The organism is Mycobacterium sp. 012931 (assembly GCF_000419295.1).
Classification (GTDB): Bacteria; Actinomycetota; Actinomycetes; order Mycobacteriales; family Mycobacteriaceae; genus Mycobacterium; species Mycobacterium marinum.
In genome coordinates, this window is the sequence record NZ_AOPX01000001.1 from 3,457,941 (window position 1) to 3,470,232 (window position 12,292).

The 12,292-nt window shown below is 64.0% G+C and carries 10 protein-coding genes, 1 pseudogene and 1 riboswitch; of the genes and pseudogenes, 2 read left to right on the plus strand and 9 right to left on the minus strand.

Annotated features, from left to right (window positions below; translation table 11 throughout):
- Together MMSP_RS15240 and MMSP_RS15245 are read right to left on the minus strand one after the other, a co-directional pair.
- Entirely contained in the window at positions 1 to 1,524 is a 1,524-nt protein-coding gene (locus MMSP_RS15240) for an aldehyde dehydrogenase (protein ID WP_020787352.1), read from the minus strand.
- A complete protein-coding gene (locus MMSP_RS15245; RefSeq protein ID WP_011740773.1) occupies positions 1,521 to 1,940 on the minus strand; it encodes an SCP2 sterol-binding domain-containing protein in 420 nt (139 codons plus the stop codon). Before MMSP_RS15245 ends, MMSP_RS15240 begins: the two co-directional genes overlap by 4 nt.
- Before the next feature lie 482 nt (positions 1,941 to 2,422).
- Between MMSP_RS15245 and MMSP_RS15250 the strand changes: the two genes are divergently transcribed.
- Positions 2,423 to 3,625 carry a TetR/AcrR family transcriptional regulator gene (locus tag MMSP_RS15250; protein WP_020787353.1) on the plus strand — a complete coding sequence of 401 codons (1,203 nt, stop codon included), beginning with the start codon at positions 2,423 to 2,425 and terminating at the stop codon, positions 3,623 to 3,625.
- A gap of 326 nt (positions 3,626 to 3,951) precedes the next feature.
- Here the strand turns inward: MMSP_RS15250 and MMSP_RS15255 are convergent, their stop codons facing one another.
- A complete protein-coding gene (locus MMSP_RS15255; RefSeq protein WP_051153686.1) occupies positions 3,952 to 4,314 on the minus strand; it encodes a multidrug efflux SMR transporter in 363 nt (120 codons plus the stop codon).
- Positions 4,277 to 4,342, minus strand: a riboswitch (guanidine-III (ykkC-III) riboswitch). Its footprint overlaps the gene before it by 38 nt.
- Positions 4,343 to 4,875: 533 nt before the next feature.
- A complete protein-coding gene (locus MMSP_RS15260; protein WP_012394572.1) occupies positions 4,876 to 5,226 on the minus strand; it encodes a winged helix-turn-helix domain-containing protein in 351 nt (116 codons plus the stop codon).
- Between the two features lie 248 nt (positions 5,227 to 5,474).
- Between MMSP_RS15260 and MMSP_RS15265 the strand changes: the two genes are divergently transcribed.
- Entirely contained in the window at positions 5,475 to 6,284 is an 810-nt protein-coding gene (locus MMSP_RS15265) for a YoaK family protein (protein WP_012394571.1), read from the plus strand.
- An 18-nt stretch (positions 6,285 to 6,302) separates the two neighbouring features.
- Here the strand turns inward: MMSP_RS15265 and MMSP_RS15270 are convergent, their stop codons facing one another.
- The 5 genes and pseudogenes from MMSP_RS15270 to MMSP_RS15290 form a co-directional block, all read right to left on the minus strand.
- Positions 6,303 to 7,073 carry an SDR family oxidoreductase gene (locus MMSP_RS15270; RefSeq protein WP_020787356.1) on the minus strand — a complete coding sequence of 257 codons (771 nt, stop codon included), beginning with the start codon at positions 7,071 to 7,073 and terminating at the stop codon, positions 6,303 to 6,305.
- A gap of 3 nt (positions 7,074 to 7,076) precedes the next feature.
- On the minus strand, positions 7,077 to 8,174 hold the full coding sequence (locus MMSP_RS15275; RefSeq protein WP_020787357.1) for a 3,4-dihydroxy-2-butanone-4-phosphate synthase: 1,098 nt from the start codon (positions 8,172 to 8,174) through the stop codon (positions 7,077 to 7,079).
- Complete coding sequence (locus MMSP_RS15280; RefSeq protein ID WP_020787358.1) at positions 8,171 to 8,704, minus strand: flavin reductase family protein; 534 nt, start codon at positions 8,702 to 8,704, stop codon at positions 8,171 to 8,173. The genes MMSP_RS15275 and MMSP_RS15280 overlap by 4 nt, the downstream gene beginning before the upstream one ends.
- Positions 8,701 to 9,759, minus strand: a pseudogene (locus MMSP_RS15285) (alpha/beta fold hydrolase). Before MMSP_RS15285 ends, MMSP_RS15280 begins: the two are co-directional and overlap by 4 nt.
- 11 nt (positions 9,760 to 9,770) lie before the next feature.
- The gene (locus tag MMSP_RS15290; protein WP_020787360.1) at positions 9,771 to 12,290 is read right to left on the minus strand and encodes an FAD-binding oxidoreductase; all 2,520 of its coding nucleotides are present in this window, start codon (positions 12,288 to 12,290) and stop codon (positions 9,771 to 9,773) included.
- Positions 12,291 to 12,292: the final 2 nt, after the last annotated feature.

Here is a 12,292-nt window from a genome sequence, read left to right on the forward strand (position 1 = left end):
TCAACCGGTTTCGGGGTAGCCGAGTAGGACGTCGTAGGGTTTTGCTTCGCGTCCGCCGGACAGGTCCAGATGGATCGTCTTGACCTCCGTGTAAGCATCGAGCGCATCGGGGCCCAGTTCGCGACCGACGCCGCTCTGCTTGTAACCGCCGAACGGGAGACGACAGTTGATCTGGTGGGCATCGTTGATCCACACGCTGCCGGATTGGATGCGTTCGGCCATCGCCAGTCCCCTGGCGTTGTCGGACGTCCAGATGCTGGCGGCCAGTCCGTAGTCACTGTCGTTGGCGATCGCGATGGCCTGTTCGTCCCCGTCGTAGCCGATGACCACCAATACCGGGCCGAAGACTTCCTCCCGGGCGATCGCCATGTCGTTGTGCACGCCGGTCAGGATCGTCGGCGCCACCCAGAACCCCTTGTCGAACATTCCGCCCGTCAGTGCCTCTCCCCCGAGCGCCACGGTCGCTCCGTCGGTCTGCGCACCACGGATGTAGTTCAGGATGCGAGTGCGTTGTGCGGCGTCGATGACCGGCCCCAGGTCGGTGTCCCAGTCCCTGGTCGGGCCTACCACGATGGTGGCGGCGCGCTTGACCAGCCGATCGACGAATTCCTGGTAGAGCGTCGTGGGGACCAGTGCGCGGGTGCCGGACTCGCAGACCTGACCCGAATAGGCGAAGCATCCGTAGAGCACACCTTCGACGGCCATCTCGAGATCGGCGTCGTCGAGGACGATCGTCGGGCCCTTACCGCCGAGTTCGAGGGTCACCTGTTTGACGGTGCCGGATGCCAGCCGCATGATCTCGCGTCCGACCGCGGTGGAGCCGGTGAACGCAATCTTGCCCACGTCGGGATGCGAGGCCAGTCTGGCGCCGGCCTCGGGCCCCTCGCCGGGGACTACGTTGATCACTCCGGGCGGTAGTCCGCTGCGTTCGGCGATACGGGCGAACTCGAGTATCGACAGCGGTGTGTGCTCGTCGGGTTTGACCACCACGCTGTTTCCGGCCACAATCGCAGGTCCGACCTTCCACAGGGTCAGTAGTAGCGGAAAGTTCCATGGCGTGATCGCGCCGACCACCCCGATCGGCTCGCGGTGCACGACACTTTGACTGAGCACCGGGAAGGTCTCGATCGGTGCCGGACGCTGGTAGGCGTAGCTCTCGGCAAGGTCTGCAAAATAGCTGAAATGACTTAGTGCGTGACCGATATGGAATCCAGTGGCCAGCCGGATGGTCGCGCCGTTGCACGCCATCTCCAGCTCGATCAGCTCATCGGTGACCTGGTCGGCCGCGGCGACGATGCGGCGCATCACGGCGGCGCGCTCCTGTGGCGTGGCCCGCGACCAGCTACCGTCCTCGAAGCTGGCTTTTGCGGCCGCCACGGCGGCATCGACGTGCGATGCATCACCGCAGGCCACCGTGGCGACCGGGCTCTCGTCGCCGGGGTCGACCAGCGACAGCCGCCGATCGGAGTCCACCGACTCGCCGCCGATCAACATCGCATGATGCGGAACAGCCACCGTCGTCATCGGGTCAGGCCACCTCGGGACTGTTCGCGATCTTTCTCGGCGATCTTTTCGCGGTAGCTGCCGAACAGCGGTTTGGTCAACGGGATCAGCCGCAGGATCTTTCCGATCGGCCCCTTGGCCTTGACCTGGCCCTTGGCCAGGCCAATGGTGAGATTGTAGTTACCGCGCCAGAATTGGTCGGCGACATCGGCGGGCATGGTCATCGTGACGTCGGGTGTGAGATTGCTCGGGCCGCAGACGACTCGGAAATCGTCGCGCAGTGCGACGGTGAGTTCGCAGTCGGGATTTGTGTAGACCACCCGCATGACGATGTTGGCGGCGCGGAATTTCGGCCCCGACTGTGGGTGGTCGCCGGCATCACGAAAGACCCCGCCGATGTACTTGTCGATCTCGCTGCAATCCTTGAAGAAGCCCATGATTGGTCCTGCTCCTGCGCGATGTGCGGTGCTCGATGGCACCGGATGCTGCCTGGATGGTGCGTGGATGGTGCTCACGCAATGCAATCACCGGGTCGAGGCCGTGGTCAGCCCCCAAAGGAGAAGTCTTGGTGCCCCGAAGGGGGGAAAGCGCGGATTGGCAGCTCTTGGCCGACACCGGTGCAAGTGGGCCGCGCAGTCCCATGGATAGCCGGCATGTCTATAACCGATACGCAATATTAGCCAAGGCGTGGACGTTAAACATCCATGTAATGTCGTTTTAGTATCGGATGATGTATCTTGATAATCCGATGTTATCTGTCGCGACCGGGGTGCTGCGGCCACGACCGGAGGAGCTATCCACATGATCGATGCCAGGCGAGCTGACAACAAGTTTGTCCTGACCCGGCGCGGGACGAAGCCCTAGGCGGTGCTTCTGGCAGGATTTGTAACCCCGATGCGCAAGAAGGGAGTTCGAGTCGATGGACTCCGTCGTCGCGCCCGTTAGGCGCCGGCCGAAGGATCGAAAGCAGCAAATTCTGGAGCAGGCCGTTGGGCTCTTCATCGACCGTGGCTTTCATTCGGTCAAGTTGGAGGACATCGCCGAGGCGGCGGGAGTCACCGCGCGTGCGCTCTATCGCCACTACGACAACAAGCAAGCGTTGCTCGCCGAAGCCATCCGGACCGGTCAGGATCAGTACCAAAGTGCGCGCCGACTCACCGAGGGCGAGCAAGAGCCGACACCTCGCCCGTTGAGTGTTGATCTTCCGGACCTGATCGCCGCGGCTGTTGCGTCGCGGTCCTTGACGGTGCTGTCGCAGCGCGAGGCGCGCTATCTTAATGACGCCGACCGTATCGAGGTCCGGCGCCGCATCAACGCGATCGTCGCCGGCATGCGCGAAAGCGTCTTGCTGGAGGTGCCCGGTCTGAGCCCGGCGCACTCGGAGTTGCGGGCATGGGCGGTGTCCAGCACGCTGACCAGCCTCGGTAGACATAGTCTGACGCTTCCCGCCGAGGAGCTCAAAGAGCGCCTGTACCAGGCGTGTATGGCCGCTGCCAGGACGCCCCCGGTGTGCGAGCTGGAGCCACTTGGAACGGCCGCTGGCGGGCGCGACGGGCAGGACGTGCTGTTCTCCCGCTATGAAACCCTGTTGGCCACGGGTGCACGGCTATTCCGTGCGCAGGGCTATCCGGCCGTTAGCACCAGTGAAATCGGCAAGGGCGCCGGAATCGCGGGACCCGGGTTGTATCGCTCGTTCTCGTCCAAGCAGGCGATCCTGGACGCGCTCATCCGCCGCCTTGATGAGTGGCGAAGCCTGGAGTGCATCCGCGCCTTACGCGCGAATCGGCAAGCGGCGCAGCGGCTACGCGGGCTGATCGAGGGACACGTCCGGATCAGCTTGGACGCACCGGATCTGGTTGCGGTGTGCGTGACCGAGCTGAACCACGCCTCCGGCGACGTGCGGGACGGATATCTTCGGAATCAAGCCGACCGTGACACCCTCTGGATTGATCTCATCGGCGAGCTGGTTCCACAGACCAGTTCGGTCGAAGCGCGACTTTTGGTCGCGGCGGCCATCAGCTTTATCGAGGATGTGGCGCGTACCTGGCATCTCACGCGCTACGCCGCGGTGGCAGACGAAATCACCGAGATCGCACTATCAATCCTGACCAGCCGGTCCTGACTTCGAACTTGGTAGCGCACTGTTTGCGCGGTGGAACGGGAGTGTCGCGACCCTCATCGGATCGGATTCTCTTCGGGTGATGTTTTGGATTGGGTTGGGGTCCTTCGCGATCCAAGTGCACAGGTGGGATCCACACGGTCTCACGAACAATTCGGTCGGCGGGTACAGCTCGGTGCCCTGGTGCATTTCGTGCCTGCCGATCGCCCTGGCCGCGCGGTAGCAACGAGAACACGAACGGGCCAGATGATTCCAGAGGGAGCCGCCCGCCGGGGCCAGACGTCGCGTTGGGTGAATGGCGAGCAGACCCCGGTCAGGCTCGAACGGAATCAGTGTGCGAGCTTGAGGCCGATCACGCTTCCAATGATCATTGCCAAGAACGCCACCTTGAGAAGCGACGCCGGCTCATCCCCGGTGGCCATCGCGTAGACCACGGTGAGAACTGCCCCAATGCCCACCCAGACGGCGTATGCGGTCCCGACCGACAGGTCCCGCATGGCGTAGGCCAACCCGGCCATGCTGACGATGAAGGCCACCAGAAACACCACGCTCGGCGCGGGCTTGCTGAACCCTTCGGACCTGCCAAGGGCCGTTGCCCACACAGCTTCTAGAACACCAGACATGACCAGCACGATCCACGACGCGGCGTTTCTCCCCGGGCCGTCTTGTCGCACACCGGGTACGGCACCCATCGTCCGGAAGCCTTGATCAAGGCTCTGTCACGAACTTCTCACACCCGCGGTCGGGTGGCAATGTTAGCCCAGTCACCACAGCGGCCCGCGGAACCTGTCAACCGGAATCAGGCACCGTTTCGGGTATTGACAGGACATCCCGCGCTGGTTGCTTGGGGGCCAGCCACTCGACCGTGAGGTGGTGAACACGCCAAAAGTCAACTCGCACAGGCGCTCCAGACTCACACCGAGAACTGCCTTGTTGTGACCTCTGAAGCCACAGTGGCACAAGGAATTACAGTGACCTGTAGGCGCGCGGCGGTAACGTTGGCCGAGCGGTCAGGGCTCCGGCGTTGTTGATTAGCAGGCTTGTGAGCTGGGTTGATGATCTTTGGTGCCGCGCTATTGGGGCCGAAGTGTAGGCACGGGCTATCTGGAGAACGATCGAGTTGGTTACTGTTCGTCGTTGGTCTGGAGTTGCCCGTGCCTACCGTTTCAGTATTGCGTGTGTCGTCGGTTCCAGAGGTGTTCGACCGCTGGAGTCCTGGTGAGCCCTGGCCGAGCGGTGGAGGTGCAAACGAACTATGACAACGCTTCTATGAGCTCGCCCACGGTGTGGCTGGCTTCCAGGGGGTGGCGCAGTCTGCCCTTGGGATTGAGGGTGTAGACATTGCGTCTGCCGTCCTTGGACTTGATCAGGTAACCCTCATCGGTCAAGTCCGCCAGGATCGTCTGTACTGACCGCTCGGTGATGCCGATTCGCATCGAGAGTTCACGAGCGGTCAAATGTTCACTGACTGATACGCACAGCAGTACATGTCCGTGGTTGGTCAGGAATGTCCATCCGCGTTCGGAGTCGCTATTGCGCGGTCGGCTTTGCTTCCCGGCCCTGGCAGCGCTCACAATTTCGATGTTGCTACACCGAGCTTTCATGTAAATTACTTCGCTAATTCAAATAGACGAAAGATTGCGCGACTTTGCTGTCACGATCACCCTGGCGCGCCCGCGCCGTCTCGCGGCCCGCTCGGCGCCAAGGCTGAAGTCGGCGATCCCGGGTTGGCGGCGCGTCATCGGTGTGGGCGCTCTGGCCAAACTCATACGAAGAACTATTGGCGAAGATGATTTCGTCATATTACCTTCGTAGTAGTCCGATGATGCTCCAGCCCGGAAAGCGAAGCCTCATGAAACCCCACCCCGGCACACGACCGCAGTCGTTGGCCACGGGACACGACGGCCACCTCTCCTCCAAGAGGGTCCTGCTCAGCTACAGTGGCTCACTGGCCTTCATCGCAGGCTTTGTCAATGCGGTTGGCCTGCTGCTGCTGGCCTTCCCGGTCGGCAACCTCACGGGAGTGACAACCCAGCTTGGCATGAACACAGCCAATCCCTGGCTGTATGAGGGTCACATCCTGGCCGCGATCTTGATGGGGTTTTGGATTGGCGCGATCACGGCCGGAGCGATTCTCGGCAATAACCAGCATCCCCGGGGGTCGCACCACGCCATCGTGCTGACCGTGGAGGCGATATTGCTGATGCTCGCCTCGCTCGGTGTGGAGGAAACTCAGGTCAAGGCGGGCATTCAGGCGCTGGGCGTCGAGGAACCCGTCGTGCAGGCCCTGTTTATCGCGGCGGCCCTTGGAATGCAGAACGGCCTGACGTCAAGCTTCCGCGGGATGGCGGTTCGCACCACCCACTTCACCGGCACGGTGACCGATCTCGGCTTGATGCTTGGCCGCGCCCGTCGGGAAGGAATCGAGAGCTGGAAGGCCGCAGTCCTTGCGCTGACCTTGGTGCTCTTCTTGGTGGGTGGCGCCGCCGGCCTGCTGATCGGAACCTGGCTTGGCGGATATGCGCTGCTTCTTCCGGCGGCGGCGTGTGCGGTCTTTGCGGCGACGTATTTGCTGCGTAGCCGGAAGACCAAAGTGGCCACGGCGACAACGGCCGAGAACCCAGCGCGAGACGTCGGCGAAACCGCAACAGTGACCGTGTGAGTGCTGGGCGAGCGACGCTCACCACAGTGCGGCGATGGTTCCGCCGTCCGCGATCTGGGTTGTTCCGGTAATCATCGACGAATCGTCGGACAGCAGGAACGCCACGATGCTAGCCATCTCCTCGGGTCTGGCCATGCGGCCCTGCAGCCTGGCAATCATGGTGTTCGCGCCCCCCGTTCCTAGGACCTCGTCGAACATCGCCATCGCACTCTGTTGCATGGGGGTATCCACGAACGCGGGCAACAACGCATTGGAGCGCACATTGGCCGAGCGCAGTTCGGCGGCAGTGACTCGGCTGAGGTGGCTGATCCCGGCCTTCGACATGCCGTACGCCGCGGTTCCGCCCACCCCGATATGGCCCGCCAGTGACGACATGTTGACGATCGCTCCCCCGCCGCGCTCGACCATCTTGGGTGCCGCATGCTTGGTGCACAACCAGGCTCCACGCAGGTTGATGCCGATGACCCGATCAAAGTCCTCGACCGCGGTGTCGAGGATCGGGGCCAGATGAACGACTCCGGCATTGGCGACGAGCTTGTCGAGCCCGCCGAACGATGTGACGCAGGCTTCGACCATGCCGGCGACCTGTTCCTCGGCACTGACATCGACCTGATACCCGACTGCGCCGGAGCCGATTTTTGCCGCTGCTTGCTCGGCCGAAGCGCCGTCGATGTCCGCGCAGAGTACCGCGGCGCCTTCGGCGGCCAGCCGCTCGGCGATCGCGAGGCCGATCCCGGCCCCGGCCCCGGTCACGATCGTGGCTTTGCCGGCCAGGTCCGGGTACCTCACGGGCTAGCCCGCGGCCGCGAGTGGCGTGTCTGCAGGCCCGGCGGCCGCACCAGCCTCGCGAATGGCTCCGAACATCACAAGGCCAAATCCTGGCATGTCGTCGGAGAGTTTGATCGCATACACCCCAAGATCGCGCAGCATCCAGGTCACGGTCTCGGACATGAAGTCAGCGGGGGTCTCCTCGTCAGAGGCGAACAGGCCGCATGCGCGCGGCGGTCCCGGGGGCCGCAGGTATAGGACCACGCCGCTGCCCTGGGCTGACATTGCGCTGAGTGCGCCGTTGAGTTCCCCGCCGCATCGGCACCCGGTCGACCCGAAGACGTCGCCGGTCAGACACTCGATGTGGACGTGCAGTGCCACGGGCACGCCGGAGTCGGGGGCACCGATGATCACCGCCAAATGCTCGCCTCCGGGGTTGGCTGGCCCCAGATCACGAAAACCGATGACGCGGGAATTGCCGGCCCACGTGGGTAGGGTCGTCTCGGTCAGCCGGATGACCTGCGGTTCGGTCCGTTGGCGATAAGCCAGGAGTTCGGCGATGGACACGACGGCCAATCCGTGTTCCACGGCGAATTCGACCAACTCGGCGCCGTGCGCCATCAGAGTGGGATTACGGCGAGAGACAATCTCACACAATGCGGCGGCCGGCCGGTGTCCGGCTAGGAGGGCAAGGTCTACGGCGGCTTCGGCGGGCTCGCACTTGGTGAGCACCCCGTGCGGCTCGGCCAGTAGTGGGGCCACGTGCCCGGGCCGGAGAAAATCCGCAGCTTGCGAGCCCGCCGACGCGAGAGCCGCGATGGTGCGGGCACGGTCGCGCGCCGAGATGCCGGTGCCGGTTGCTCGCACATCGACCGATACCCGATGTGTCGGGTTGTGATGGCACATCGGCGGTAGGTTCAACCGCGCACACTCGGCGCCCGGCAGCGCGACGCGGACATATCCCGCCGTGTGCCGGACGGTGAAAGCGGCCAGAGACGAGGTCGCGGCCTCGGCCGCGAAGACCAGATATCCCTGGGCGGCGTGATCGTGGGTGACAACGACGGGGCGTCCCGCCGCTATCGCGGTGATCGCCCGGCGCACCCGGACATCGGTGGTTTTCATCCAGGCTCCGTTGCAGGGTGAGCGGCCAACCGGCGGAACCGGCTGCCATGAAAAACCAGTGGCGGTGTCTCGGGATCGGCTCCCAGCGAGCAGATTTCGAGCAATGCGATGGTGTGATCCCCCGCCGGGACCTCGGAGTGCAGCCGGCACTCCAGCCAGGCGCTGGCTCCGAGAACGACCGCGCCCCCGCCGGGCAGCTCGCTGTGGAACACCCCGGCGAATCGGTCACCTTCCTTGCGCGAGAGGCTGATACATGCCTCGTCGTGGCCCTCGGCAAGAACGCTGACGCCGAGGCGCGGACGGTTGCGCAACTTCGGCCACGTCGTGGAAGTGTTCTGCACGCAGATCGACACCAGCGGCGGGTCGATCGAAACGGAAGTGAACGAGCTCGCCGCCATCCCGACCGGGGCATCGCCGACCATCGCACAGACAGCAATCACACCGGAGGGGAAGCAGCCGAAGGCGTAGCGCAACGCGGCGCCGTCGAGAGGGTCGACGGTCTGCGGAATCATGTCGAAGGTGCAACTCACTGCCGCAGCCCCCCAAGGAATTCGAGTAGCAGCCGGTTGGTCTCATCGGGCGCTTCCTGCTGAATCCAGTGCCCGACGTCGGCCACCATGTGGGTGCCGCGGTAGTCGGACATGACCTCGTGTGCCCGCGCTATGGCCTCGGCTCCCCAGGTGGTGCCGACATCGTATTGACCACCGATGAACAGCGCGGGCGCAGACAGCGGCTTGCCTTCCTGGTCGGCGAGGTCGTGCCAGTCGTTGTCGATGTTGTGATAGAAACTCAGCGGTCCACCGAAGCCGGAGCGTTCGAACTCGCCAGTGTAGAAGTCAAGATCGGCATCGGTGAACCAAGCGGGCATCGTCTCCGGGTAGACGAACGCGTCCTTGAGCCGCGCCCCATCGGCCATGCACAAGGGGCCGGCCCGGATAACGTCGATCGGATCCATGGATGCCAGATCGACACCCGCATCGGCGGCCGCCTTGGTGGCCGCGATCATGCCGTCGCCGGACACCGTGTAGGTCAGCCCGAGTAGCCAGGTCCGCACATCTTCCTCGATCTCGGCGATGATGCCATCCTGAGCGGAGAAGTAGTCCTGATACCAAACCCGGCCTTCGCCCGCCAGCTCGAGGTGGTAGTCATTGGGCCGATGCTCGCCAAAGGGGCTGCCCGGCAAGCCGATCACACCACGCCCGGCGAATGGAACGCTGATCCCCACCACCCCGGCGCATCTTTGCGGATATAACCAGGCGAAGGTCCAAGCGACCGGCGCGCCCCAGTCGTGACCGATAACGAATGCCTTGTCCGCACCATAGGCATCGACGACACCAAGCACGTCACCGACTAATTCTTTGATGCGGTAGGCCTTTTGCACCCGGTACTTCGACGATCTGCCATAGCCACGCTGATCGACGGCCACCACCCGGTAACCCGCGGCGGCCAGCGCCGGAATCTGATGGCGCCACGAGTACTAGGACTCTGGAAACCCGTGCAGCAGTATCACCAGCGGTCCTTCGCCGTCTTCGACGGCATGGATGCGGGTGCCCCGGCAGTTCAAGATCCGATGAGCCTGCGCCATGGTCGCCTTCCTTATCTCAGATCACCCACGGTCACCAGCTGGTCCGCGGGTTCGGCAGGTGCGGTGTGGTTTTCGTAGTTGCGGGCGATCAACGTCTTCTGGCCGGACAGCCTGGTTCGCGCCCATTTACCGATGACGCGGCTGGCGATTCCGGGCTTCATGAGCGCCAGCGGCGGTTTGACCAGGTGGACGACGGCCAGAAACTCGCGGTAGGCGTCGAGGTCGTCGTGCACCAGCTCCAACAGCCGATCCATGTACCAGGTGAGCGCACCGAAATAGAACGGGCGTTTCTTGTCGACGTCCTTGAGCCAGTTGAAGCGCAGGTTCTGCTCGCGGATCACGAACCAGGCGGTGTCGGCCATCTTGGCGATCGTTCGGTAGTACTTGCGCGGTAGCTCCCGGTGCGTGGGACCGTATTTGGACAGCAGCAACTGCATCTCCCGAACTTCCTTGAGCGCCAGACTCATGCCCAGCCCGGAAACGGGGTCCGCACTGGTGTAGGCGTCGCCCACCGCCAACAGAGCGCGCGGCAGGTTGCGCTTCTTTTCGTAGTGCAGCCGCAGCATGTTGGGATATCGGAAGTTGTAGATCGGCGAGGCCGGCTGAAGTCCGTCGATGTTCTCTCCGATGACCGGTGACGGCATCAGATCGGCGAACTCGCGAAATTCTCGGACGGTGCGTGGCGGCGAGTAGCAGTTGTAGGCCACCAGTGAGGTGGGCAGGATGGTCCGGGAGCTGTCGGTGTAGTACTGCGCGGCGTAGGTGTCTTCGTAGGGCCGGTACGCATAACAGATCACCATCACCTTGTCTTGCCACTGCCGCTCCGGCGGCACCTGGTGTTGCATGGTGGAGTAGAAGCAGTTGATGATGTCCTGCTCGACCTCGGGGGCTCCAATGCCGATGCGCTCCAAGAACTCCGGCACGTGGGTGTTCTTTCCCGAGGCATCCAGGACGAACTCCGCGGGAATCACCTCCGGTTCGCCGCCGTCACCCGGGACGGCAACCCCGATGACGGCGTTGGTGGCGCGATCGAACACCAGGTCGGTGACCTCTGACTCGTAGCGGAAGTCGATGCGCGGTTCGTCGTCGAGTCGACGGCGCACGCACCATTCCAGCAGCGGCCGCCCGGCGCACACGATCTCGATGTCGCTCGTACCGGGTTTCTTCCAGGTTCCGCCCAGCCGAATCCGGTACTGGGCTGCCATGTCGACCTTGAATGCGCCCTCGCGCACCATGTCGTCGACGATGCCGGGGAAGAAACGTTCGAGTTCGATCTGCCCGGCGGTGAGGAGGTGGTGCAGGTGCCAGCCCTGCGCAGCGCCCGGTCTGCCCTCGCGGCGGCGGTGGGGGCCGTCCTTCTCGAGCACGATGACGCGGTCAAAGGTGTCGCTGCAGACCTTGGCCGCGGTGATGCCCGCGATGCTGCCGCCGATGACCACAGCGATACCGCGACCGCTGCGCCGCACCGCGGCGAGATCCAGGGCCGAGTAGTCCAGGCGCGCCGGCGTGCGGCGGCGCGCCGCCCCGCTGGCCACGAACTTTTCGTGGTAGAGCCCAGCTCGGTGAAAGCCATTGGCCGACAACCAGGTGCGGGTAGCCTCGACCATCGCAGCGGGGCCGCACAGGTACACGTCGGCGTCGCCGCCGGCCAGCATCGCCTCGTCGAGCAAGTCGGTGACCAGCCCGGTGCGCCCGGACCAGTCGTCGTCGCGGCGCGCCACGGTGACGTGCACCTGCAAGCCCGCAACACGGTGCTCGAGCTGTTCGAGTTCGTCGAGCTTGCACAGATCTTCGGCCGAGGTCACTCCATAGAGCAGACTTACCGGTTGGCCGGGATCGGCCGGCAGACTCTGGGCCATGGCCAGGATTGCTGACAGGCCGGTACCGCCGGCGACCAGCACCACCGGCCGTACAATCGGGCGAAGATAGAAGTTTCCCTTGCTGCCCCGCAACGCAATTCGATCACCCTGTTTGGCGTGGTCCCGCAGATAGTTCGACATCGCGCCGTCGGGCAACAATCGGATAATGAACTCGAGCTCACCACCTCCGTCGGCCGGATGCGCATAAGAGTAGTTGCGCCACTGGTCGCTACCGGGAACCTGCAGCTGGGCGAACTGGCCCGCTCGATATCCGATCGTGCCGGCCATGGCCGAGACATCGACACGCAGGACGGCGGTGCCCGGTGACACCATGTCAACACCGGTCACCACGCCGTCGCCGCTTACCAGCAACGCCGCGTTGTCGTCGACGGGGTACTGCAGTTCGATCTCGCAATCGGACTCGGCAAAGGTCTGGCAGGTGAGGATCTTTCGGGCCGCTCGCTCCACATCGGAGAGGCCCTCGGTACGTCCCATGTCGTACCGGCCGGCGGTGCAGGTGGCCACGCAGGTGCCGCAGATTCCGCTTTGGCATTCGTTGACGATGGCGACACCGTGTTCTTCGGCGGCCTCCAGTATCGACTGGTCGGGCCGCACCGGCATGGTCTTGTGCGTTCCGTCCGAGTAGCCGACGGTAACGTGCCGAACTGTCATGG